Source organism: Acidobacteriota bacterium (assembly GCA_030697165.1).
Classification (GTDB): domain Bacteria; phylum Acidobacteriota; class Vicinamibacteria; order Vicinamibacterales; family UBA2999; genus 12-FULL-67-14b.
Window position 1 is genome coordinate 140,075 of sequence record JAUYQQ010000022.1, and the last position, 25,065, is coordinate 165,139.

Annotated in this window: 20 protein-coding genes; 11 read left to right on the forward strand and 9 right to left on the reverse strand. The window is 63.6% G+C overall.

Annotation, left to right across the window (positions count from 1 at the left end; genetic code table 11):
* Positions 1-16 precede the first annotated feature (16 nt).
* Genes Q8T13_20280 through Q8T13_20310 form a run of 7 tightly spaced genes read right to left on the reverse strand, consistent with a single transcriptional unit; the run spans position 17 to position 7,475 of the window.
* The gene (locus tag Q8T13_20280) at positions 17-2,401 is read right to left on the reverse strand and encodes a phosphoketolase family protein (GenBank protein ID MDP3720106.1); all 2,385 of its coding nucleotides are present in this window, start codon (positions 2,399-2,401) and stop codon (positions 17-19) included.
* A gap of 3 nt (positions 2,402-2,404) precedes the next feature.
* Positions 2,405-3,610 carry an acetate/propionate family kinase gene (locus Q8T13_20285; GenBank protein ID MDP3720107.1) on the reverse strand — a complete coding sequence of 402 codons (1,206 nt, stop codon included), beginning with the start codon at positions 3,608-3,610 and terminating at the stop codon, positions 2,405-2,407.
* 24 nt (positions 3,611-3,634) lie between these two features.
* Positions 3,635-3,991, reverse strand: coding sequence for a CBS domain-containing protein (locus Q8T13_20290; protein MDP3720108.1), 357 nt, complete (start codon positions 3,989-3,991; stop codon positions 3,635-3,637).
* Positions 3,992-4,043: 52 nt separating this feature from the next.
* Positions 4,044-6,482, reverse strand: coding sequence for a heavy metal translocating P-type ATPase (locus tag Q8T13_20295; protein MDP3720109.1), 2,439 nt, complete (start codon positions 6,480-6,482; stop codon positions 4,044-4,046).
* 49 nt (positions 6,483-6,531) lie between these two features.
* Complete coding sequence (locus Q8T13_20300; protein MDP3720110.1) at positions 6,532-6,957, reverse strand: cation transporter; 426 nt, start codon at positions 6,955-6,957, stop codon at positions 6,532-6,534.
* A 28-nt stretch (positions 6,958-6,985) separates the two neighbouring features.
* Positions 6,986-7,252: a DUF5676 family membrane protein gene (locus Q8T13_20305; protein ID MDP3720111.1), complete on the reverse strand. Its 267-nt coding sequence runs from the start codon at positions 7,250-7,252 to the stop codon at positions 6,986-6,988.
* 31 nt (positions 7,253-7,283) lie between these two features.
* Positions 7,284-7,475 carry a DUF2933 domain-containing protein gene (locus Q8T13_20310; GenBank protein ID MDP3720112.1) on the reverse strand — a complete coding sequence of 64 codons (192 nt, stop codon included), beginning with the start codon at positions 7,473-7,475 and terminating at the stop codon, positions 7,284-7,286.
* A gap of 523 nt (positions 7,476-7,998) precedes the next feature.
* Here Q8T13_20310 and Q8T13_20315 point away from each other — a divergent pair.
* Positions 7,999-8,328 carry a cupin domain-containing protein gene (locus Q8T13_20315; protein MDP3720113.1) on the forward strand — a complete coding sequence of 110 codons (330 nt, stop codon included), beginning with the start codon at positions 7,999-8,001 and terminating at the stop codon, positions 8,326-8,328.
* 57 nt (positions 8,329-8,385) lie between these two features.
* Here Q8T13_20315 and Q8T13_20320 read toward each other — a convergent pair whose 3' ends face one another.
* Positions 8,386-9,687, reverse strand: coding sequence for a glucoamylase family protein (locus Q8T13_20320; protein ID MDP3720114.1), 1,302 nt, complete (start codon positions 9,685-9,687; stop codon positions 8,386-8,388).
* A 439-nt stretch (positions 9,688-10,126) separates the two neighbouring features.
* On the opposite strand from Q8T13_20320, the gene Q8T13_20325 reads away from it, so the two are divergent.
* The 8 genes from Q8T13_20325 (at position 10,127) to Q8T13_20360 (ending at position 22,472) form a co-directional block, all read left to right on the forward strand.
* Positions 10,127-11,389, forward strand: coding sequence for a TolC family protein (locus tag Q8T13_20325; protein MDP3720115.1), 1,263 nt, complete (start codon positions 10,127-10,129; stop codon positions 11,387-11,389).
* Positions 11,386-12,648 carry an efflux RND transporter periplasmic adaptor subunit gene (locus Q8T13_20330; GenBank protein MDP3720116.1) on the forward strand — a complete coding sequence of 421 codons (1,263 nt, stop codon included), beginning with the start codon at positions 11,386-11,388 and terminating at the stop codon, positions 12,646-12,648. Before Q8T13_20325 ends, Q8T13_20330 begins: the two co-directional genes overlap by 4 nt.
* 2 nt (positions 12,649-12,650) lie before the next feature.
* The gene (locus Q8T13_20335; GenBank protein ID MDP3720117.1) at positions 12,651-16,118 is read left to right on the forward strand and encodes an efflux RND transporter permease subunit; all 3,468 of its coding nucleotides are present in this window, start codon (positions 12,651-12,653) and stop codon (positions 16,116-16,118) included.
* Positions 16,115-18,577 (forward strand): cation-translocating P-type ATPase, encoded by a 2,463-nt coding sequence (locus tag Q8T13_20340; GenBank protein ID MDP3720118.1) that lies wholly within the window; start codon positions 16,115-16,117, stop codon positions 18,575-18,577. Before Q8T13_20335 ends, Q8T13_20340 begins: the two co-directional genes overlap by 4 nt.
* On the forward strand, positions 18,577-19,275 hold the full coding sequence (locus Q8T13_20345) for an ATP-binding protein (protein MDP3720119.1): 699 nt from the start codon (positions 18,577-18,579) through the stop codon (positions 19,273-19,275). The genes Q8T13_20340 and Q8T13_20345 overlap by 1 nt, the downstream gene beginning before the upstream one ends.
* Before the next feature lie 27 nt (positions 19,276-19,302).
* Positions 19,303-19,860, forward strand: coding sequence for a sigma-70 family RNA polymerase sigma factor (locus Q8T13_20350; protein MDP3720120.1), 558 nt, complete (start codon positions 19,303-19,305; stop codon positions 19,858-19,860).
* 81 nt (positions 19,861-19,941) lie between these two features.
* On the forward strand, positions 19,942-20,061 hold the full coding sequence (locus tag Q8T13_20355) for a YHS domain-containing protein (protein MDP3720121.1): 120 nt from the start codon (positions 19,942-19,944) through the stop codon (positions 20,059-20,061).
* 86 nt (positions 20,062-20,147) lie between these two features.
* The gene (locus Q8T13_20360; GenBank protein ID MDP3720122.1) at positions 20,148-22,472 is read left to right on the forward strand and encodes a heavy metal translocating P-type ATPase; all 2,325 of its coding nucleotides are present in this window, start codon (positions 20,148-20,150) and stop codon (positions 22,470-22,472) included.
* 35 nt (positions 22,473-22,507) lie between these two features.
* On the opposite strand, the gene Q8T13_20365 is transcribed toward Q8T13_20360, so the two are convergent.
* Positions 22,508-23,536 carry a site-specific integrase gene (locus Q8T13_20365; GenBank protein ID MDP3720123.1) on the reverse strand — a complete coding sequence of 343 codons (1,029 nt, stop codon included), beginning with the start codon at positions 23,534-23,536 and terminating at the stop codon, positions 22,508-22,510.
* 620 nt (positions 23,537-24,156) lie between these two features.
* Here Q8T13_20365 and Q8T13_20370 point away from each other — a divergent pair.
* The gene (locus tag Q8T13_20370) at positions 24,157-24,801 is read left to right on the forward strand and encodes a sigma-70 family RNA polymerase sigma factor (protein ID MDP3720124.1); all 645 of its coding nucleotides are present in this window, start codon (positions 24,157-24,159) and stop codon (positions 24,799-24,801) included.
* A 56-nt stretch (positions 24,802-24,857) separates the two neighbouring features.
* Complete coding sequence (locus tag Q8T13_20375) at positions 24,858-25,001, forward strand: YHS domain-containing protein (GenBank protein ID MDP3720125.1); 144 nt, start codon at positions 24,858-24,860, stop codon at positions 24,999-25,001.
* Positions 25,002-25,065: the final 64 nt, after the last annotated feature.

The window sequence follows — 25,065 nt, forward strand, 5'->3', positions numbered from 1 at the left end:
TTGTTCCCCCTGACATTCATGTGCGGGTGCCCCACTTCCAGTTCCGAATCTCCGGCAGGTCCTGGCCGTTTGTCTCGATGTACTGCTTGTGCTCGATCAGCTTGTCCTTGAGCTGCCGCTTCAGGGAGCTGCCTTTCTCGCCGGTCTGCGGCAGGCGGTCGATGGTGTCCATCACGAGGTGAAAGCGGTCCAGATCGTTCAGCACCGTCATGTTGAAGGGCGTGGTGATGGTCCCCTCTTCCTTGTACCCGCGAACGTGGATGTTGTCGTGGTTGGTGCGTCGGTAGGTCAGCCGGTGAATCAACCACGGGTAGCCATGGAAGGCGAAGATGACTGGCTTGTCCTTCGTGAAGAGCGCGTCGAAGTCGCTGTCGCTCAACCCATGCGGGTGCTCGGTGTGCGGCTGCAGCCTCATGAGATCGATGACGTTGACGACCCGGATCTTCAGGTCGGGCAGATGCTCGCGCATGATCGACACGGCGGCGAGCGTCTCCAGCGTGGGCACGTCGCCACAGCAGGCCATCACCACGTCGGGCGCCACGCCCTGGTCGTTGCCGGCCCACGGCCAGATGCCGACACCCTCGATGCAATGCTTGACGGCCGCGTCCATCGTCAGCCACTGGGGCGCCGGGTGTTTGCCCGCGATCACGACGTTGACGTAGTGGCGGCTGCGCAGGCAATGGTCCATCACCGAGAGCAGGCAGTTGGCATCCGGCGGCAGGTACACCCGAACGATCTCCGCTTTCTTGTTCATGACCACGTCGATGAAGCCGGGATCCTGGTGCGTGAAGCCGTTGTGATCCTGGCGCCAGACGTGCGAGGCCAGCAGGTAATTCAACGAGGCGATCTTGCGCCGCCACGGCAGGTGCAACGTGACCTTCAGCCACTTGGCATGCTGGTTGAACATCGAGTCGATGATGTGGATGAACGCCTCGTAGCAGTTGAAGAGTCCGTGCCGCCCGGTGAGCAGGTAGCCTTCGAGCCAGCCCTCGCACTGATGCTCGCTGAGCATTGAGTCGAGCACGCGCCCGCTGGGCGCGAGAAATTCGTCGTTCGGCGCGGTCGCGGCGTCCCACTGGCGTGTGGTCACTTCAAAGAGCGCTCCCAGGCCGTTGGAGACCGTCTCGTCAGGGCCGAAGACCCGGAAATTGCGCTGCTCGCTGTTGAGCGTCACCACGTCGCGCAGGAATGGTCCAAGCACGCGCGTGTCACCGATGCCGCGCACGCCCGGCGAGGGCACGTCGGCGGCGTAGTCGCGGAAATCCGGCATTCGCAAGTCGCGGAGCAGCATGCCGCCGTTGGCGTGGGGATTCGCGCCCATCCGTCGATCGCCTGTGGGCGCGAGTTCGGCCAGCTCCGGTTTCAGGCGGCCCTGCTCATCGAAGAGCTCCTCCGGCCGGTAGCTCCTGAGCCACTCTTCCAACAGCGCGAGGTGTTCGGGATGGGTGGCCGGGTCCGAGAGCGGCACCTGGTGCGAACGAAACGTGCCTTCAACCTGCAGGCCATCGACCGTCTTCGGACCCGTCCAGCCCTTGGGTGAATTGAGGACGATCATCGGCCAGCGCGGACGCACGAAGTTGCCCCCAGAGTGGACATTGTCGCGGGCGTCCCGCTGGATCGTCTTGATGTGCTCCACGGCCGTGTCGAGCGTCGCCGCCATGGCCTCGTGCATCAGCATCGGTTCGTGGCCTTCGACGTAATACGGCGTCCACCCGTACCCGCGGAGTAACTGATCCAACTCCTCGCGGGTGATGCGGGCGAGGAGAGTCGGGTTGGCAATCTTGTAGCCGTTGAGATGCAGGATTGGCAGCACGGCGCCGTCGGTGACCGGATCGAGGAACTTGTTGGAATGCCATGCGGTGGCCAGCGGAGCCGTCTCCGCCTCGCCGTCGCCGACGACGCAGGCGACGATGAGATCGGGATTGTCGAATACCGCACCGAACGCATGGCTGAGCGAATAACCCAGCTCGCCGCCCTCATGAATCGAGCCCGGGCACTCTGGGGAGGCGTGGCTGGGAATGCCTCCGGGAAAGGAAAACTGAAGAAAGAGCTTCCGAAGCCCGCCCTCGTCCCGGCTGATGTTGGGATAGACCTCACTGTACGTGCCCTCGAGGTACGTGTTGGCGACAACAGCCGGGCCGCCGTGTCCAGGGCCGGACACGTAAATCATGTCGAGGTCGTACTTCTTGATGATCCGGTTCAAGTGCACGTAGATGAAGTTCTGCCCGGGGGTCGTGCCCCAGTGTCCCAGAAGCATGTGCTTCACATCCGCGAGCGTCAGTGCCCGTTTCAGGAGCGGATTGTCGTAGAGGTAGATCTGGCCGACCGACAGGTAATTGGCGGCGCGCCAGTACGCGTCCATTTGGTAAAGCAGCTCCGGCGTGAGTGTGCGGCTATTCATGGTTCACTTCTCCCGAGTGGAGACCAGTTTGAGGACGCGAATAACGGACCTCGCGATCATCAGCTCCTCGTCGGTGCGGATGACCCGCACCTTCACGCGGCCGGCGGCCCGCGAAATCATCGGCGCATTCTTCGCATTGCGCTTCGGATCGAGCTCGATGCCGAAAAAGTCGAGGCCGTCGCAGACCCGCTTCCGGATGACCGGCGCGTTCTCGCCGATGCCTGCGGTAAAGACCAGCGTGTCCAGTCCACCGAGCGCGGCGGCGAACGAACCGATCCACTTCTTCGCCTGATAACAAAACAGCGCCACCGCTTCCCGCGCCCGCACGTCACGCGCCTCGCGCGCGAGCAAGTCACGCAGGTCGGAGCTGGTCTCGGACACGCCGAGCAGTCCGGATTCATGGTTCACCATGCGCTGAAATCGCGCCGCGGTCATGCGCTCGGTGCGTGCGAGGTGGTACACCAGGCCCGGATCCAGGTCTCCCGTGCGGGTGCTCATCATCAATCCTGCCGTGGGCGTGAAGCCCATGCTCGTGTCAGTGCTTTTGCCGTTGCGCACGGCAGCCAGGCTCGCGCCGTTGCCAAGATGCGCGAGGATCACGCGGCCAGTCCTGGCCGCCGGGTCACCGAGGCGAGCGAGTTCTTCCATCAGATAGGCATAGGACAAGCCGTGAAAACCGTAGCGTTGAACTCCTTTCGCTTCGTGGCGCCGCGGGATCGGCAATAACGTGGCGACCCGCGGCATGCTGCGGTGAAACGCCGTGTCGAAGCACGCCACCTGGGGCAGCTTTCGATAACGCGACCGGAACGCCTCGATCAGCCCGATCTCGCGCGGCAGGTGCTCGGGGGCGTACGGCGTGATCCGGTGCAGTTCCGCGAGCAGCTTCGGTGTGACCTTCTCCGGTTCGGAATGCGTCATGCCGTGCACGACGCGGTGGCCCACGACTTTGACCGACCCGAACAGTGGCTGCGCCTCGAGCCAGTCGAGGAGCACACCCACCACGGTACGGTGGCTGACGGCGCCCAGGCGGCGGGAGACCTGCGGTGTGCCGGCAACGTCGGTGACGACGAGGTTCGTGCCGCTCACACCGATCCGATCGATCTTGCCATCGAGCTGACGCCGCAGCTCCCCCCCGGCCTCATACACGGCGAAGCGGATGCTCGACGAGCCGCCGTTGATCGTCAGGATGCAGGGCGGCGCAGCATTCATGGGCCGACTCCCGTACCCTTACGACTACTCCAACGCGTGGGCGCTGACGGTGCCGCAGCAGTTCCCGGCGCCGTCCACCACGGGCAAGCTCGTCGCGCGATGTTCATGGAGTTTTCGGCGCGCTTCCACAACCGGTTCATCCGCGCCACAACACGCCGACGCAGGGTGCATGATCTTATCGACGCGCACCTCCGAGGCGCGCCCGTCGTCCGCGGCCACGCCGCAACAGACGTCGCGCTCGGTGACGACGCCGACCAGCTTGCGGGTGTTGGTATCCTCGACCACCGGGGCGCAGCCGCATCCGGAATCGCGCATGGCTCGCGCCGCGTGTCCCGCCGTGTCTTGCGGTGTACAGCACGAAGACGCTTCGATTGGTTTCATCACATCACTACAACAACTCATGGGATTCTCCTTTTCCATCATGGATGGCCGCTCATGCGGCCGCCTTCTCGCCGGGCTGACGAATTCCCGCCAGCTTGGTGCGCTTCAGCATCAGCGCATTGATAGCCACGACGAGGGTGCTGCCGGACATGGACAGCGCCGCGACCTCCGGACTCAGTACGAACGGATAGAACACACCGGCCGCGATCGGGAAGGCGATCACGTTGTAGCCAACGGCCCACCACAGGTTCTGGTGCATCTTTCGCAACGTCGCCCGCGACAGCTCGATCGCGGCGACGATGTCATACGGGTCGCTCTTCATCAGCACGACATCGGCGCTGTCCATCGCCACGTCGGTGCCGGCGCCAATCGCAAATCCGACGTTGGCCTGAGTCAGCGCGGGCGCGTCGTTGACGCCGTCACCGACCATCCCGACCTTCTTCCCCGTGGCCTGCAGCTCCTTCACCTTGTCGGCCTTCTGAGCCGGTAGCACGTCGGCCAACACGCTGTCGATGCCGAGATCCGCGGCGATCCGTTTGGCGGTGGCCGCGTTGTCTCCGGTCAGCATCACCACTTCGATCTTGCGTTCGCGCAGCTTGGCCACGGCGGCCTTAGAGGTGGGCCTGATCGCATCGGCGATGGCAATCAGGCCGATCACGCGAGCGGCCTGCGACACATGGACGACGGTGCGGCCATCGCCCTGCAGGCGGGTAGCCTGGGCCTCCAGCGTACCGAGCGAGAGCTTCTGCGTATCCATCAGCAGGCGATTGCCGAGAAACACCGTGCCGGCGGCGGTCTCGGCGCGCGCGCCCATGCCGTCGAGGCTTTCGAAGCCTGTCGGTGCCACGACCGTGAGGTGCGCGGACCGGCGCACGATGGCCTGGGCCAATGGGTGATCGGAGCCCTGCTCAACAGCGGCTGCGGCCGTCAGCAGCACGTCCTCGCTGATCCCGTCTGCCGCAACGATTTCAACGACCTCCGGTTGGCCGACAGTGAGAGTACCGGTCTTGTCAAAGACGATCACGTTCAGCTTGGTGGCGTCTTCGAGCGCGGACGCGTTCTTGAAGAGAATGCCGTTCGCGGCGCCGAGGCCGGTCCCCACCATCACCGCCATCGGTGTGGCCAGTCCCAATGCATCCGGGCAGGCGATCACGAAGACCGTGATCGTCAGCGTGACCGCGAACAGCAGCGGCTGACCAATCCACCAGAACCACACCGCAAAAGTCACGAGGCCGACGACGATGGCGGCGATCACCAGCCACTGCGCGGCGCGGTCTGCAAGCAGCTGTGCCGGCGCCTTTGAGTTCTGGGCCTCTTGTACCAGCTTGACGATCTGCGCCAGCGCCGAATCCGCCCCGACCTTCGTGGCCTTGTAGCGAAAGGTGCCGCTCTTGTTGATGGTGGCACCGATCACCGTGGCGCCAGGCCCCTTCTGCACCGGCATCGACTCGCCCGTGAGCATCGACTCGTCGACCAGGGATTCACCAGTCTCGACGGTGCCGTCGACGGGAATCTTGTTGCCCGGCCGGATCACGACAATCTCCCCCGCCAGCACCTCGGCCGTCGGCACTTCAGCCTCGGCGCCGTTGCGAAACACGGTCGCCATCGCCGGCGTGAGGTTCATCAACGCCTTGATGGCGGACGAGGCCCCGGCGCGGGCCCGCATCTCCAGCCAGTGGCCGAGCAGGATGAACACCAGCAAAACGGCCACGGCTTCATAGAACTGCCCGCCGCCCTTGAAGATGAACGTGGCGCCGACGCTGAAGAGATAACCGGTGCCGACGCTCAGCACCACCAGCGCGGCCATGCCGAGGGTGCCCTTCCTGATCGCGCGCCAGGCAGAGACGAAGAACGGCCAGCTGGGATAGACGATGGCGAGCGTGGCAAAGCCGAAGAGCCAGACGTTGAGGTCAAGGCCAAAGGGTGGCGCGGGCGGGGTAAACATGCCCATCGGCGAGTAGACAAAGAGGGGAATCGTGAAGACCAGGCAGATCAGGAAACGGTTGCGCATGTCGCGCACCATCGACTCCAGGTCTCCGCCACTGTGGCCCAGTTCATGTGCCATGTCCGCCGACATGGCGGGCGGCGCGCCAGCCTTCGCGTGGCCCTCGTGACCCTTGGCAGTGGGAGTTGCGGGGGCGGGCACTTCGGCGGGAGCGGCCGGCGGCGGTTTCGGGGTCGCGGGCGCGGGCACGGCAGCAGGCGCACCGGCGACGGCTGGTGAGAGGGTGGTGGCTGGTGCCGCGTGGTCGTCGTGGTCGTCGCCGGAGGCAGGCACGGCCGGCGCGGACGACTCATACCCGGCTCGGCGCACCGCCGATTTGATATCGGCGATCTCGAGTCGCGTTTCGTCGTAGCGGACGGTGGCGTTTCCGGCCGCATGATTAACGGTCACGCTTTCGACGCCGGGCACCTCGCCAATCCGCTGTTCCACGTCGTCCACGCTCCAGACCGACAGCATGGCGTGCACGTCAAGAACGCTGGTTTTCATCGAGTCTCCTCAGTCGGCTTCAGCTTCGACATGTGTGACCTCCTCGCTGTCAGGTCGATGGCGTCGACTCTTTGGAGCCTCCTTCAGGTGTTGATGGCGCCGCGGTCTTCGCCGCGGTCTCTTTGTTTAGTGGTGCGGCGCCTGTCGAAGCCGCGCCCACGTTGGCTGGTGCGGCCGGGGGCGTCTTCGTCGCAGCCGGTCCCTGGGTAGCAGGCGGCGCGCCTGGCTCTTTGTGGCCTTCGTGACTGTCGCCCGGCGCGGCGGCGGGCGCGGCCGACTCATACCCACTCTGGCGCACGGCCGACTTGATATCGGCGACCTCGAGCCGGGTTTCGTCGTAGCGCACGGTGGCGTTTCCTGCGGCGAAATTCACGGTCACGCTTTCGACACCCGGCACCTCGCCAATCCGTTGTTCCACGCCCTCCACGCTCAAGACCGACAGCATGTCGTGCACTTCCATTACGCTCGTTTTCATCGCGTCTCCTTCACGGTCCTTCTTGGGCTCATGGTTGTGGCCTGCCCCAACGGCGGGTCAGAAAGTTGTGGATGGGAACAAACACGAGTCCGGCGTAGACGCCGTAGAGAAAGCTCTCAATCAACCCGAGGATGAAGCCCCCAAGAGTCAGCCACTTGAAAGCCGGTAAGACCGCCTCCAGGAATGGCGCCATATGCAAACTCGGCGGCACGATCAATCCGTAGATGACACACAGGACGAAGCTGATCGCGGCGAACAGTCCCAGTGACCAACTCACGACTTTGATATTCAGCATTGCCCCTACTCCCTGTTTCCAACTCGGCGTGTTAGTGCCGATGCCCGATGGCAGTCGTGGTCACGGCGCGACCTCGCGCTACGTCTTTCTCATCCCGGTTTCGCTGACGATCACCCCCACCATGACTGAGATGGCCGCCGTGCCCGCCGTGCCCGAACACGTGCATCGCGATGAAACCGACAAAGACCAGCAACCAGAACCAGTTTTCCGTAAGCCATGCCATGACTGGTGTCCTTCCGGTGTGTCGCGGTAACAGCGGTCGCCTACTCAACTTGGACAAGCCGTTCCCGCAAGTAGGGAAATGTCAGAATTGCAGAGCAGCGCACACTGCCTTCAGTGTCTCCTCATGCAAAGGGATGTCCCACGACACCTCGTGGGCGATGACATTCGTCTTCATGAAGAAGTATTAATCCAGCGAGGCTGGGCTTGCCCGTTGCGGGAGCGCTATCAACATGCGGTCCTGTGCAAAACCGAACAGACACGCGCCGGCAGAGACTGAAACAATCGGCCTAGGCTGCACGCTCAAAGACGCAGGTTCTGAGCGTGGGCGATCTTTGTCATTGCGTCGCTCGGTTGTCCGAGGGCGCCCATTCCTGCTGACGCCGGACCTCTTCGCGCCGACCGGCGACGACCGCGACCGGCCGTCAGAAAGCCCTGAACGGTCGTGATGGAGCCTTCCGATGTCCGATACTCCCGAACACGAGTTCCACCGTCGGCCGCACGCACCGCTAGCGGCGGACCCGTATATGGAATTCGACCTGCCGGCCGAGACCCATCGCTTGCACACTGAGTCGACCTGGAGCGCAGGTCACAACGCCCGAACGCTAATCAAGTACGACGACCTCCGGGTCGTCCTGATCGCGCTCCACGCAAGCGCGCGTCTCCCCACACACAAGACCGAAGGGCGGATCTCGATTCACGTGCTGTCAGGCCACGTCCAGGTGAAGGCCGCAGAGCGGACGTTCAGTCTTCGCCCCGGCGGCTTGATCGCACTCGATCAGGGCGTGCCCCATGAGGTCGAAGCACTTGAAGAGAGCGCGTTTCTGCTCACGCTCGCCTGGCCGGGGCGGGGATGAACTGCGCGTTGCCGTCACTCCCGGGCATTGTGTCAACGGGTTGAACCTCCATTGCGGTCATAGCCAACCATTCGTGAAACCCGCCCGCCGCAGTCCCGTCACCACGTAGGGACACGCGCGCATCAGCCGCCAGAGCAAGCCCGAGCGGTAGTTCTCGCACATCAGCACCACCGGACCGACGTTGATCCCGAAATGGTACGGCGAGGTCCAGCCGCGCCCGGCGTCGTCCTCGTGCGGAAAAGTCAGATTGAAGCTGCACCGAAGGCAATACTCCCCCGTGACCTGTGGATAGACGTCCTGAAAATGCTCAACGGTGGGCAGCACGATCTCCGGGGCGAACGGGAGCGAGGCAACCACCGCCCACGGCGCGACGGTTCCGTCGTCCGGGCCATACGGCACGCCACGGGCGACGTAGTCAAAGAACGAGCGCTCGATGCCGTGAACCCGCTGCGTCGTCCTGCCCGGTCCGTCGCTCGCGGTCAGTCCCCAGAAGTGCTCGCCGTAGCCCACGAACTCAAGCGGGTTCCGGATCGCGTACGCCTGCTGGACGTAGGTCGCGCGGCGGCTGTTCTCGCAGTAGTCGATCCCCTTGTCTCGCGCAAAGGCATCCTGGATCCCGCGAAAGTCCACCCAGACGTGCGAGTACTGATGAATGAAGAGAGCGCCGCCGTAGAGCAGTTCGTAACCGAAAAGGTTTTTCCACTGATAGCTGGAAGTCCACGCGGCGTAGCTCTCCGTTGGCAGCGGATACGTTGGCGAGCCCAGACCGAGCGTGTACAAGAGCATGGCCTCGTCGTAGCCCTCCCATCGGTAGGGCAGAAAGCCGCTCTCAGGCTTCCACCCATGAGTGAGCGTCGCGCCGCCATTGCACGCCCATTGCCAGTCGGCGCGGCGATAAAGCGCGTCGGCCAACGTGCGAATCTCCAGATCGGCCTCTCCGTCCTGATCGAAATACGCCGCGGCGGCCAGCATCCCGGCCAACAGGAAACCGGTATCGACGGTCGACAACTCGCACAAACCGGCGCGTGCTCCGGTGGTCATCTCGAGGAAGTGGTAGTAGAACCCTTTGTGACCGGTCATGCCGGGCGCCGTTCCCTGAGGGCTGGTCCAGAAGAACCGCAGAAGCGCGAGTGTTCGTTCGATCGCGTCGGCGCGTGTCATCCATCCCCGTTCGACGCCGACCGGATACGCCGCCAGCGCGAAGCCGACGGCCGCGATGCTCGCCGGGGCGCCAGGCTGTGTTCTGTCCGCCACCAGACCGTTGGCAGAATTGGTCTCGTTCAGGAAGTACCCGAAAGAATGACGCTGCAGCGCGTCCAGCCTCGTTTCGCCGAAGTCAGATCGAATCACATGAGACATGGACGTGTCTGATACACCGCGAACTTGATGCTCGATGAGCCGCGATTGATCGCGAGGACTGAGGCGGGAGGCACCATGAGTTCAGCCCAGTGTTCCCTAGTGGGCATGGCGCCACTGTTCTAAATGGCACAACGCGAGAAGCGAAACCCGGGGACGATTAAAACATCTTCATTAACCAGAATTGTCGAAGCTGGCGGCGCAGGTGGACGCCAGCTTGCAGCATGAACGACCGAGAGTCGCTGTGCGCTGCCAGCACATCTGGCTTTTCCCCACTTGCGGGAACGGCTTGACTGTTTAGGGTAGGCGCCCCGCGGTCTCTGAGCACGGACCGTGGGGAATTTCCAGCGTCCCGGCAGGAAAACTTCGCACGCGCTCATTGGCGGGGTGCAAGCGTTCGTCGCCGACGTCATGAGAGAGGCCCGCGATTGCGGTAATTACCATGCAAGGTTCCACAGCCGGTCGATTCGTTGTCGTTCTCGTCATCGTGACGATGCTCCAGACGCCCTCTGCTGTCGCCCAGGCGACATCTGCGCTGCAATCCCCGCTTAGCCTAGCCGACGTCATTCGCTTAGCCGGTGAACGCAGGGATGAGATCCACGCCGCCCGCGCGCGCACTCTCGCCGCCGAGGCGCGACCGGCCATCGTGTCAGCGCTCGCCGACCCGATGATCTCCCCCTCGCTTGATCACCTGCCCTTCATGCTGGACGGCGCTGATTTCAGCGTCACCATCGAGCAGCAGATTCCGCTCTCCGGTATCCGCGGGCATCGCCGCGCGTCAGCGCTTGCTGATGTCGATCGGCTACGAGCTGAAGCCAACCGGACGACCCTCGATGTGGGGATCCAGGCCGCCAACGGATTTCTAATGCTGCAGGAGCGTCGTCGTACGTCGGCCCTGGTCGACGAACAACTTGGCTTCGCGCGGGATGTCGTGACCGCGGCCAACGCGCGCTACGGCGGCGGCACGGCTCCACAGGCAGACGTGTTGCGCGCCGAGGTCGAGGTGGCACGCCTGGCGGCCTTCGCAAAGGCACTCGTCGCGGAAGTGCGGGGCGCCGAGGCAATGCTCAATGCGAGCCTCGCCTTGGATGCCGACCTGCCAGTGCCAGCACTCATCCCACTCGCTTTCGCTCTCCCGGTTCCGGACTGGACCGCCATCAAGACCGCGCTGGTCTCGCGGCCGGAACTGGTCGCCGGGCGCGCCGAGATCGCGCGCGCCGACGCTGAGGTGCTCGTGATGCGCGACATGTACCGCCCGATGGCGACTATCCGCACGGGACCGGCGTACACCATGGCCGAGGGCCGAGGCTGGATGGCGATGGTGGGCGTCAGCCTGCCGATATGGCGCGGCAAGCTACGCGCTGGTGTCGCCGAAGCGCAGGCGATGCGAGTGATGTCTGAAGCCGACTTGCGAGCAATGACTCGAATGATCGAGGGCGATGCCGCCGTCGCGGTCAACCAACTCCGGGCCGCGTGGGATCGGCAAGCGGCGCTCGCCAGCGATGTCCTGCCGCGCGCCCGCATGGTCATCGAACCGGCCGTCGCCGGCTACGCAGCGGGCCAACTGCCACTCGTCAGCGTGATTGAAGCCGTGCAAGCTCTGTGGCGGGTCCAGGCCGACCTGATTGCCGCCGACACCGAACTGGGTCTTGCCTGGGCGCGTCTCGGGCGGGCAATCGGATCGTACGAGGCGATCATCCAATGACTACCAACCTTCGTCGATTCGCTGCGCCAATGGCCGCCGTCGTGGTGACAGCCGCGCTCTTCACCGTCACCCTCTGGGCACAGCGCTCACGCGAGGCGTGGCCATTCGCGCCAGCCGCACAGCCAGCCGCTCCGATGGAGATGCCGGCCGCCGTCTCGACGCCGGCAACCGGATCGACTCACGATCGCGTTCCGATCGACGGCACGGCGTCGACCGTCGAGCAACTCGGCATTCGTCTCGAGACGGTGGCGCGCGAGACGCTGACACAAGCGGTGCGAGCCGTCGCCACCGTGGTGCCGGACGAATCGCGAATTTCCCACGTGCACACGCGGGTGTCGGGCTGGGTGGAACATCTCGACGTCAACACGACGGGCGAAATGGTCCGCGCCGGGCAACCCCTCGCGCACATTTTTTCGCAAGAGCTCTTCTCGTCCCAAACGGAGTACCTTGCCATCCGGCGGACGACCTCCGCATCCGGGATCACGAGCGTGGTCGTGGCTGGCGGACGGACGAGACTCGGCGTCTTGGGGATGACGCCAGCAGACATCGATGCCATCGAGCGGACGGGCGAGCCGAGGCGGCTGTTCACTGTTGCCGCCCCGCGGAGCGGCGTCGTCGTCAACCGTGGCGTGACCGTGGGCACCTCGGTGGATCCGTCAACCACGCTGCTGACGATTGCCGACCTGTCGCGGGTCTGGATTCTCGCAGAAGTACCAGAGGCGAACATAGCCACCGTCACCATTGGCACACGGGCCACCCTGGACTTTCCTGCCTCAGGCAGGACCCCGTTTGAGGCGCGGATCGACTTCATCTACCCGACCCTGTCTGAACGAACGCGCACGCTGCGTGTCCGCCTGTCTGCCGGCAATGCCAACGGCGCGCTCAGGCCTGGGCTATACGGCACCGTGGCATTCGAATCCGCTGGACCGTCAGTTATCACGGTGCCGCGTGACGCCGTCGTTGACACCGGCGTCCAGCAACACGTCTTCGTCGCCACGGGCGACCGATACGAGCCGAGAGCGGTCACGCTTGGCGTCCAATTAGCCGATCGCGTTGAGATCCGCACGGGGCTTCAAGAAGGGGAGCAGGTCGTCGCGGCCGGTGTGTTCCTGCTGGATTCTGAAAGCCGCCTGCGTGCGACCGGCGGCGGGGGTGGGCATAGCGGTCATGGCGCTCCGGCAACCGCCAAGACGCCAGCTCCGCCGGCCACGACCCCGAAGACGCCGGCCGCCGACCCACACGCTGGGCACAAGCAGTAGCCATGGTCGAACGCATCATCGAACTATCGGTCCGCCACCGTTGGGTGGTCTTCGGCGTGGTGCTCGTGATGTCCTTGTGGGCCGTCGACTCGGTCCGCAGGACCCCGCTCGATGCGTTGCCTGACCTGTCCGATCCGCAGGTGATCATCTACACCGAATGGATGGGACGCAGCCCGGACCTGGTCGAAGATCAGATCACCTACCCCCTGGTGCGCGCGCTGCAGAGCACACCCGGCATCGCGACCGTCCGTGGTTACTCGATGTTTGGCATGAGCTTCACCTACGCCATCTTTGCCGACGGCACCGACATCTACTGGGCGCGGACGCGCGTGCTCGAACAACTGGGCCGGGTTCAGCAACTGCTGCCTCCCGATGTCTCGCCGACCCTCGGCCCTGACGCCAGTGGCCTGGGATGGGTCTACCAGTACGTCTTGAAGGACAGCAGTGGCCAGTTGGACCTCGCCGAACTCCGTGCCCTGCAGGACTTCACGGTACGTCCCGCGCTACAGGCGGTCACCGGGGTGGCGGAAGTGGCGTCTCTCGGCGGATTCGAACGCCAATATCAAATCGTCGTCGACCCCGAGCGGCTGGTCGGCTTTGGGCTCACCCTGACCGATGTCACCCGATCGGTGCGCGATGCCAACGCGGAGGTCGGCGCGCGCGTGCTCGAACTGGCCGGTCGCGAGTACGTGCTGCGCGGTCGCGGCTACGTCAAGACACTGGCCGACCTCGAGCAGAGCGTCGTCGCGGTCGGTGCCGGCGGCACGCCCATTCGGCTCGGTGACGTGGCCAGCGTTCGCTTCGGGCCGGAGATTCGGCGCGGGGCCGCCGACTGGAACGGCACTGGCGAAGCCGTGGGCGGCATCGTCGTGATGCGCATCGGCTCCAATGCGCTGCAGGTCATCCAGGCGCTCGAGGCCGACATCGCGACGCTGCGGCTTCCCGACGGCGTCAGCCTGATCCCGACGTATGACCGGTCCGAGTTGATCCTCGGGTCCGTCAACACGCTGAAGACGACGCTGATTCAGCAGGCGGTGATCGTGACCATCATCTGCCTGGTGTTCCTGTTCCACGCGCGCTCCGCACTGATCGTCATGATCGTGCTGCCGCTGTCGGTACTGATGTCCTTCATTGCGATTCGCTACCTGGGCCTGTCGTCCAACATCATGACGCTCGGTGGCATCGCGATTGCCATCGGCGAGCTCGCCGATGCCGTAATCGTGCTGATCGAGAATGCGCACGTGCGTCTCGCAGCCGCGCCGCCGGAGTCGGATCGCAAGCAGGTGATCGTCGACGCGTGCAAGGAGGTCGGCCGGCCGCTGTTCTTCTCGCTGCTGCTGATCACCATCAGCTTCCTGCCGATCTTCACGCTGGCCGGCCAGGCGGGCAAGCTGTTCACGCCGCTCGCCTATACCAAGACCTTCGCGATGTTCGCCGCCGCCGTGTTGTCGATCACGCTCGCGCCGCCACTGATGGTGCTGCTGCTGCGCGGCCGCTTCCGCACCGAGGCCACCAATCCAGTCAGCCGCATTCTGAGCGCGCTCTATCGGCCGATCGCGGTGCTGGTGGTTCGGTTCCGAATCGTCGTCGTCGCGTTGGCCGTGCTCCTGATGCTCGCGACCGTGCCGGTGTTCCAGCGCCTCGGCTCGGAGTTCATGCCACCGCTCGACGAGGGTTCGCTGCTCGTGATGCCGACCACGTTTCCGGGCATCGCGATTGAAGAGGCGCGCCGGGCGCTGACGATGCAGAACCGGATCATTATGAGCTTCCCGGAGGTGGCGTCGGTGCATGGCAAGGCCGGCCGCGCTGAAACGGCGACCGATCCCGCCCAGCTCGACATGATCGAATCCGTCATTGCGCTGCATCCACGCGACGCATGGCCGACGTCCTACACCGCCCGATGGTACAGCACCGTCGCGCCCGACTGGATGAAGTGGGCGTTCAGGCCGGTATGGCCAGAGCAGCGCGCTCGCACGTTAGCGGAATTGTCGAGAGATCTCGATGCGGCCCTGCAGATGCCCGGCTATCAAATGGCGATCGCGCCGCCGATCCGAACCCGAATCGACATGCTCTCGACGGGAGTTCGGACGCCAGTCGGGATCAAGGTGTTTGGCGACGATCTCAAGGAGATTGAACGCATCAGCGTGGATCTCGAGGGCATGTTGCGTGCGGTCCCTGGCACGCGCAGCACCTTCGCCGAGCGCCAGACGGGACGTGAGTATATCGACATTACGCCGAACCGAGACGCCATCGCGCGATATGGTCTGACGGTCCGGGACGTCCAGGACGTCGTTGAGGCGGCCGTCGGCGGCATGACGGTGTCGACGGCTATCGCGGGGCGCGCTCGCTTTTCGATCAACCTGCGCTATGCGGCCGATCAACGCGCCGACCCGCAGGCGCTCCGCCGGATTCTGGTGCCGGTGCAGTCGACGGCCAGTGTAATGGACTTCGGCGGCGGCAATGCCGGGGCCGGGGCCACCGCGCCGGGCGGTGGCATGGCCAGCTCTCCTGCCAGTTCCGGAGGAGGCATGGGTGGCTCGATGTCCTCGGGCGGGGGCCAGCCGGGCGGAACGGCGACCTCATCGGCACTTCCGGCACCGGCGATGGGAGGGCTCACGGCCTCGCCAGACTTCATGGAGCAGTGGCGGCAGACCGGCGCGTCGGTGCCGCTCGGCGAGCTCGCCGAGGTCCGCGTGACCACCGGTCCCCCGATGATCAAGGATGAGAACGGTGTGCTGGTGGGCTACGTGTTCGCCGACATCGACCAGACCCAACGCGACCTCGGTGGCTGGGTGAGTGACGCCAAGGCCGTGGTCGCGTCGCGCCTCAGCCTGCCGGCTGGATATCGGCTGCAGTGGACGGGGCAATACGAGTTCCTCGCCGAGATGGAAGCCCGGCTGCGATTTGTCATCCCTTTGACGCTCCTTCTCGTCGTCGTACTCCTGTATCTGTCTATGCGCGGATGGCCGCAGACCTTCCTCGTGCTGTCCAGCCTGCCGTTCGCACTGGCCGGCAGTGTCTGGCTGTTGGCGTTGATGGATTACAACTTGTCGACAGCAGTGTGGGTTGGCCTGATCGCCGTCGCCGGTGTGGCCGCGGAGACCGGCATCGTGATGGTGGTCTATCTCGATGAAGCGTTCACGCGATACATGAAAGAAGGCCGGATTCGCACGCCGGACGACGTGGACGCCGCCGTGGTTGAAGGCGCGGCCGCGCGCGTGCGCCCGCTGGTGATGACCGTTGCGACGACGGTGCTGGGTCTGCTGCCGTTGCTGTGGGAGGCAGGTGTCGGCGCGGACGTTTCGGCACGCACGGCCGCGCCGGTCGTGGGCGGCTTGTGGTCCTGCATGCTGCTCACCCTGCTCGTGTTGCCCGCCGCTTATGCGATGTGGCGCCGGCATCAGGTGAGGGTCGCCATGACGGCGCCGCACAACAAGCTCGTCGAGGCTCCAGCCGCCGGTGTTGCATGACCCCCGACACGGTGATGCCCGCCGCAGTCACTCCAGATCCAGATAGCCAGGCGGTTCCTGCTGCCGGCCTTTCTTCAGTTGAAGCCGAGCGCCGTCTCACCGAGTTCGGCGCGAACGAGATTCGGCGCGAGCAGGCGACCAGCGTAGTGAAGCTGGTCGCTCGTCAGTTCGCCAGCCCGGTCATCTGGTTGTTGATTGGCGCGAGCGTTGTGTCCGTCGGACTGGGCGAACTGCTCGACGCGATCGCCATCGGCGCAATCGTGGTTGTCAACGGAGCCATTGGCTTCTTTCAGGAACACCGTGCGGAGCAGGCCGTGATGGCGCTCCGCTCGATGACCGCGCCACGGGCGCGAGTGATGCGAGACGGTCACAGTGTGATGGTGCCCGCGGGAACCGTCGTGCCGGGCGACTACCTGGTGCTCGAACCAGGCGACATTGCCGCAGCCGACGCACGGTTGCGAACCGCGCACGCGCTGACCACCAATGAAGCACCGTTGACGGGCGAAAGTGCGGCGGTTGAGAAGAGCACGAAGCCCTCGGCTGCGGACGCGCCGCTCGCCGAGCGGGGCGACTTCGTGTTCATGGGGACGTCGGTAGCGACCGGCACAGCCGTGGCCGAGGTCGTGGCCACGGGAATGCAGACGGAGCTAGGCAAGATCGCCCACCTGTTGGCCACCGCGCAGGAGAGCGTGACGCCGTTGCAGCGTCGCCTTGCCCAGGTCAGCCGGACTCTCCTTTATCTCTGCGGCGGCATTGTCGCGGTGGTCGCTTTGGCGGGCATACTGCGCGGCTGGCCGTCCCTGCAGGTGTTCATGGCGGCCGTGTCGCTCGCGGTGGCGGCGGTTCCCGAGGGCCTGCCGGCGGTGGTGACGATCGCACTTGCGGTCGGCGTCCAACGGATGGCGGCCCGCAATCTGCTGGTCCGACGGCTCGCCGCAGTCGAGACGCTTGGATGCGTCACCGTCATTTGCACCGACAAGACCGGCACCTTGACGACCGGCGTCATGCGTGTGCGCGAGCTTTGGGGCCCGGATCACACCAGCCTGTTGCGAGCCGGTGCGGCGTGTAGCGATGCCGAGATCGGACACGACGGAAAGCCAGGTGTCGGTGACCCGACTGAGTTGGCAATCCTGATCGCTGCCGCCGAGCGGGGTATCGATCGGGCCGAGATCGAAACGACCAACCCTCGCGTGACCGTACTTCCGTTCGACACCGTCCTGAAACGGATGTCGATTAAACGCGCCGATGGCGACACCTACATGAAGGGCGCCATCGAAAGCGTGCTGCCACTCTGCCAGGAGGGTGTCGGCAATGCGTCGGAGGCAAACACGCAGATGGCGGAGCGTGGTCTCCGTGTCCTGGCCGTCGCCGTGACACGGGCCGGATCGGCGAATGGCACCGCGTTGCTTGGGCTGATCGGCATCGCCGATCCACCCCGCACGGAAGCCATCGCCGCAATCGCCGCGGCCCGCGCGGCCGGCATCACGACCGTCATGATCACCGGCGACCATCCCACAACCGCTCGCGCCATTGCCAGAGAGCTCGGCATCCTGTCCAGCGGGGCCGTCCCTGACGATGTCGTGCATGCCAGGGCGACTCCAGAGGACAAGATTCGCATTGTGCGGGACTGGAAGACGCGCGGTGCCATTGTCGCGATGACTGGAGACGGCGTGAACGACGCGCCGGCGCTCCGCGAGGCACATATTGGCATCGCGATGGGGGTCACCGGCACCGAGGTGACGCGCGAGGCGTCGGACATGGTGCTGGCTGACGACAACTTCGCCAGCATTGTTGCTGCGATCAGAGAAGGCCGGGGCATTTTCGACAACATCCGGAAGACCCTCGTGTACCTGCTGTCCGGAAATACAGCTGAACTGACAGTCATGCTCGTGGCTGCGTTGAGCGGATTGCCACTACCCCTGCTGCCGCTTCACTTGCTGTGGATCAATGTAGTCACCGATGGGCTGCCGGCGTTGGCCTTGGTTGTCGATCCACCCGAGTCCGATGTTCTTCAGCGGGCACCGCGCCATCCTGACGAACCGATGCTGGGACCCGTGGAATGGCGATTCATCATCGTAACGGGCTTGCTCCAAGCTGTTGCGACTCTAGCCGTCTTCGTCTGGGCGCTGAAAACGCGCGACTTATCCGAGGCGCGCAATCTTGCGTTCTCGGTGCTGGTTTTCGGCGAACTCTTCCGCGCTTTTGCTGCCAGGAGCACAACACGCGTGTTCTGGGAGGTCGGCGCCTTCACTAATCTGCGCCTGTTGGGAGTGGTGGTGTTCTCGGTGTTGATGCAACTTGGTATCCACCATATCCCGGCGGCCCAGGCAATCTTCGACACCAGCCCACTGTCGGCGGCTGATTGCGCCTTAACACTCTTAGTCGCGCTGGGCCCGGTGACTGCGATTGAGGTGTGGAAACTGGTTAGTCGTGCGAAGAATGGCCGCATGTCAATCTAATGAGCCGCAATCGATACCTAATCGACCGGCAAAACATCTTAACGACGGGGAACGTTATGGTCGCGTGCGAGTGCAAGGACCCTCACGAACGAAAGCGCATCGTGCTCACCGGCGGACCGGGTGCGGGCAAGACGGCGCTACTGGAGCTGATCCGGCAGTCATTTTGCGCCCATGTCAAAGTCTTGCCAGAGGCGGCGAGTGTCATCTTCGGCGGCGGATTCCCCCGGGAAGACGATGATTCGTGCCGGCGCGCTGCGCAACGCGCCATCTTCCACGTTCAGCGTGAGCTGGAATCCACGGGCGACGGCCACAATCCCGCGATCGTGTTGTGCGATCGCGGGACCGTCGACGGCCTGGCGTACTGGCCAGGGGCGTCCGACGAGTTCTGGAGGTCCGTCGGAACAACGATTGAGGCGGAACTCGGCAGGTACCACGCGGTGATTCACCTGCGGACCCCCGCACTCGAGCAGGGCTATAACCATCAAAACCCCTTGCGGACCGAGTCGGCCGAGGTCGCCGCTGAAGTGGATGCGCGTATCGCGTCGGCATGGGCCACACATCCGCGGCGGTTCATGGTTGAGTCGTCGGCAGACTTTCTCGACAAAGCGGCGCGCGCGCTAGAAACTCTGCGCCGGGAATTGCCCGAGTGTTGCCGCCATCATGTCGTGCCGGCTCTGCAACAGCGCCCAGTTAAGTAGCCGCACGACACATGTATTCTGAACATAATGCCGACTGAGCCTACGACAGCCAAAGAGATCTCTGTTCTGCTGGAGAATCACCGCGCCTTTCTGCGGTTCCTTGAACGTCGCGTCGGTGACAGGGACACCGCGGAGGATATTCTGCAGGACGCGTTCACCAAGGTACTGGCTCGGCCCGATATTGCACCAGACTCCGAAGCGGTCGTGCCTTGGTTCTACCGTCTTCTTCGCAATGCCGTTATCGATCGTTACCGACGCGGCGGAACGGCTGCGAAGGCTCTCGAGTTGTTCGCCCGGGAGCTGGAGCATCAGGAATCCGCACCGCCCGATGTCGAGGCGGAAATCTGTGCGTGTGTGTCGAGGTTGGCGGCGACGCTCAAGCCCGAGTACGCCGACGCGATTCAACAGATCGATGTCGAAGGCGTAACTGTCAAGGCCTTCGCGGAACAAAACGATCTGTCGCCTAACAACGCGGGTGTGCGCGTGTTCCGCGCCCGCGACGCCCTCAAGAAGCGCGTTACCGAATCGTGCGGCGTTTGCGCGGAGCACGGTTGCGTCAACTGCACATGCAGTACACGCGACTGACAACGTCGGTGTAATGGCCCAGTGGACTCGGCGTTATTAAGGGTAGGAGAGACTCTGATGGAAAAAGATGTTGTCTGCGGCATGCAAATCGATCCCGCCAAGGCGGCCGGGACCAGCGAGTACCAGGGAAGGACGTATTACTTCTGCTCGAATGGGTGCAAAACCAAGTTCGACGCTAATCCCGCTCAATTCGCAAAGTGAGGCCGAAGGGCGCCGGGCGCCAGCCCGGCGTCCTGCCCGCGCTGTAATGAACCGTCTGCCGTCGCGTTAACCAGCTGGAGGCCGCAATGGCGACGCATCAACATGACATCCCCGACTCGAACGACGTCCTGGACCCGGTGTGCGGGATGACTATCTCTCCGGCCGACGCGGTCGGCACATTGGAACATGCGGGGCAGACCTACCATTTCTGCAGCGACACCTGCCTCCAGAAGTTTCGCCAGAACCCCGCCGAATTTGTGGGCGAGAAACGCTCCGTGAGTGCCGCGCCTGCCCATGCGGACGCCGAATACACCTGCCCCATGCATCCGGAGATTCGGCAGAAGGGGCCAGGCTCCTGTCCGATATGCGGAATGGCCCTGGAACCGGTCAACGTGACCCTTGAGGAGCAGCCCAACGAAGAGTTGGCGGACATGACACGCCGGTTCTGGTGGTCGCTTGCGATCACCGCGCCGATTCTGGCCTTCATGGTGGCCGAGTTCCTACCCGGGCACCTGCTTCACCGATTGCCTGCCGGCTGGCTGAACTGGATCGAACTCGCTCTCGCGACACCGGTGGTGTTGTGGGGCGGCTGGCCGTTCTTCCAGCGCGGCTGGGCATCGGTGCTCTCAATGCACCTCAACATGTTTACCCTGATCGCCCTCGGCGTCGGGGCGGCCTATGGATACAGTGTTGTCGCGACGCTGGCCCCTGGCCTCTTTCCCGATTCGTTCCGGATGGGCGATCAAGTGGCGGTGTATTTCGAGCCGGCAGCCGCGATCGTTGTTCTGGTCTTGCTCGGCCAGGTGCTCGAACTGCGAGCACGCGCTGGCACCGGTGCCGCAATTCGAAACCTGCTGGGGCTTGCACCGAAGGTCGCGCACAAGATCGCAGCGTCGGGCAACGAGGAAGATATTCCTGTCGAACACGTGCAGGTGGGCGATCGGCTCAGGGTCCGTCCCGGCGAGCGCATTCCGGTTGACGGCGTCGTCGCCGAAGGGGTGACGACGATCGACGAGTCAATGGTGACGGGCGAACCGATCCCAGTGGAGAAGGCCGTCGAGTCGAAGGTCACTGGAGGGACAGTTAACGGCACCGGATCTTTCGTCATGACCGCGGAGCGCGTTGGTGCAGACACGCTGCTGGCGCAAATCGTGCGGATGGTCAGCGAAGCGCAACGCTCACGGGCGCCGATTCAGCGTCTCGCCGATACCGTGTCTGGCTGGTTTGTCCCAATCGTCATTCTAGTGGCGATCATCACTTTCGGCGTTTGGGCGATCTACGGTCCTGAACCTCGATTTGCCCATGCGATCGTGAACGCGGTCGCGGTGCTCATCATCGCCTGCCCATGCGCGCTCGGCCTCGCAACGCCGATGTCCATCATGGTGGGCACCGGGCGCGGTGCGGAACTTGGGATTCTGCTCAAGAACGCCGAGTCGCTCGAATTACTCGAGAAGGTGAATACCATCGTTGTGGACAAGACCGGCACGCTGACCGAAGGCAAGCCGCGCCTGACGCTCGTCGAGCCAACTGCCGGCTTCACTGAAAACGACGTTCTCAGGCTCACGGCGAGCCTCGAAAACGTCAGCGAACATCCGCTCGCACGAGCCATTGTCGATGGCGCACGCGAACGAGGGACGACGCTCGGTCCTGTGTCTGACTTCGCATCGGCCACAGGAAAGGGCGTCAGCGGCGTCGTGGAAGGGCGCAAGGTAACGATCGGCAACCTCCGTCAGATGGAGGATCTCGGCGTCGATCTTTCGAATCTGCGATCACGGGCCGACGAGCTTCGCGCAAAGGGCCAGACGGTGATGCTTGTTGCGATCGACGCGAAGGCTGCGGGGCTGATAGCAGTCGCGGATCCAATCAAGGAATCGGCTCGAGAGGCAATCAGGGATCTGAAGGCACAAGGCATTGATGTCGTCATGCTTACGGGCGACAACAAGACAACGGCCATGGCGGTCGCGCAGTCGCTCGGCATCGAGCACGTTGAGGCTGACGTCCTGCCTGATCAGAAGGCCGCAGTGGTCCAGCGTCTCCAGAAGGAAGGAAAGGTCGTTGCCATGGCCGGCGATGGCATCAACGATGCGCCCGCGTTGGCCCAGGCGAACGTCGGCATCGCCATGGGTACGGGCACCGATGTCGCGATGGAAAGCGCCGGAGTCACTCTCGTCAAAGGCGATCTGCGAGGCATCGTTAGAGGGCGGGCATTGAGTTCAGCGACGATGAAGAACATTCGCCAGAATCTGTTCTTCGCGTTTCTTTACAACGCTCTGGGCGTGCCTGTGGCGGCAGGGCTTCTGTATCCTTGGTTCGGGATTCTACTCAGCCCGATGATTGCGAGCGCAGCGATGACTTTCAGCTCGGTTTCAGTCATCGGCAATGCCCTCAGACTGAGACGCGCGACTTTCTAACTAGTGATGGCCTGGAATTCCCATGGGTTGGGATGTCAGTGCACCGAGCTCACTGATGGTCGCCGTTGCATAGGTTTGCGAGATCGTCCCGCCGTCCGCCTGTCCGCTTTCTTCGTTCCGGGTTGCTGCCACGTGCGCCTTACGTCTGCTTCCAGTTGCTCCTGACGCGCCTTCACCCACGGTGAATAGTGCCGCTCAGTCACTTTGATTGAACTGTGGCCCAGCAGGATCGATACATGGGAAAGCTCAACTCCCTTTAGGAGAAGGGAGATCGCAAAGGTATCTCGGAATCGGTGGGCATGACCGCCGACGATTGGCGGATCGGTTGTTGAGAACAGTTTCTGAAATACTCGATTCCAGCTCTTGACAGTCGTCTCGCGCTCGCTTTTGCCATCCCAGAAAAAATACTCCGCTCGCTCATTGACTAGCGCGTCCAGAGCCTTCGTCACTTCTGGCGGGAGAGGACAGTTGACCGGAGTCCCTGTCTTCTGGGTGTAGAGGAATAGCTTGTCGCCGCTCAACCGGCTCCGCTCCAGGCAGGCCGCGTCCTGAAGCCGCAAGCCCGAATAACGCAGGAGTAGCACCATTGCCTTCAGCTTGGGGCCGAACGAGCCCCACTCCGCCAATTGGTCGGCCGCATCGAGTGCCCGGATGACGTCCTGTTCGTCGAACGGCAGCGTCGGCGATTGGGTTACCTTCGGGGGCTTAATCGCTTTCGCCGGATTGCGGTCGATCCACTCCGATTCCTCACAGAACCTCAGAAACCCGCGCAAATATTCGAGCCTTTTGACGGCTGAAGTGGCAGCGAACTTCCAAGTCTTTCGGAAGCTTCGAAGCGCATCGACGTTGAGGTCCTTCAATCGATCGAAGCCTTTTGCTTCGCAGTAAGGAAGCAATTTCCCTTCTAAGAGTTCGCGACGCTTGCGGATGGTGCTCTTGGCGAGATTACGGGCCTCGGCGTCGTCGAAGTACTTCTGCAGCGCCTCGCGTACGGTCGGTATCTCTGCCTTGGAGGCACCGATTTCACGTGCGGCTTCCCACTCGTGCACGGTCGCTGCGGCCACGCTCCAATCGCGGGTATTGAGGGTGTCCTTTATCCACTTGCCGCCTAGCGAACCCTGAGCCCAGACCGGGCAATTGCAGCGGGTCCAGCGCCGGCCCTTCGAGCGATGGGGGCAGGTTCGGCCATGCCGACGATAGAGGGTGAGACTGCCTGCGGGCATAGCTCGATGCTAGCAGGAAGCAGCGAAGCGTGTTCCAGTTTTGTTCCAGTAACGTCACATTTCGTAGATTTGCTCGCTTCGATTGGGCCTGAATCCCTAAATAATTCGATGATCGAGAGTCCAGGAGGGTCCGAATCCCACCCTCTCCGCCATCACTCAAGCCTTCGGTTTCGTTCGGCGGTTCGGGTGGGACTCGGGCTCAATGGCCCGCGTTTCGCGCCGGCCACAGTGCGAATCCCTGGCGGCCTCCGCCATCCCTCGACATTCGTCTCGTTCCGCGGTGCGGGTGGTCTTCCAGCCACGCGCGCTCGTCTTCGGCATCGCGGTAGCGGGGTCGAACCCCACTCGCTCCGTCGCTCATTCTCAAAAAAGTTAGTTCGCGAACTTGCTCTCGCACGCCTCTTTTCGCTCCTCATCCTGGAATCGATAAGCGGCGCGCGCTTGAGATTCTGAGCCAGGAGTTGCCTGATGTTGCCGCCATCATGTGGTGCCGGCTCTGCAACATCGTCCAACTGAGTAGCCGCACAGAAGGGGGTATTCTGAAGACGATGCCGACTGACCCTGCGACCACTAGCGAGATCGCTGTTCTGCTGGAGAATCACCGCGCGTTTCTGCGGTTCCTTGAACGCCGCGTCGGTGACAGGAACACCGCGGAGGATATTCTGCAGGACGCGTTCACCAAGGTGCTCTCACGGCCCGAGGTGGCGCCTGACGGAGAAGCGGTGGTGCCCTGGTTCTACCGTCTTCTCCGCAATGCCGTGGTCGATCGTTACCGGCGCGGCGGAACGGCTGCGAAGGCTCTCGAGTTGTTTGCCCGGGAGTTGGAGCATCAGGAATCCGCACCGCCCGATGTCGAGGCGGAGATCTGTGCGTGTGTGGCGAGGTTGGCGGCGACGCTCAAGCCCGAGTACGCCGACGCGATTCAGCAGATCGATGTCGAAGGCGTACCTGTGAAAGCCTTCGCGGAGCGAAACAATCTGTCGCCCAGTAACGCGGGTGTGCGCGTGTTCCGAGCCCGCGACGCCCTCAAGAAGCGCGTCACCGAATCGTGCGGCGTCTGCGCTGAGCACGGTTGCGCCAACTGCACCTGCGGCAAAACGCACTGACCACCCGAGTGTAATGCTAAGGTGGGCTCTCCGTTATCAAGGCAGGAGGAACTCTTATGGAAAAAGATGTTGTCTGCGGCATGCAAATCGCTCCGAGCCAGGCGGCCGGGACCAGCGAGTATCAGGGAAAGACCTATTACTTCTGCACGAAGGGCTGCAAAACCAGGTTCGACGCCGATCCCGCTCAATTCGCAAAGTGAGACCGAGGGGCGCCGGGCGGCAGCCCGGCGTCCCTGCAGCACTGTAATGAACCGTCTGCCGTCG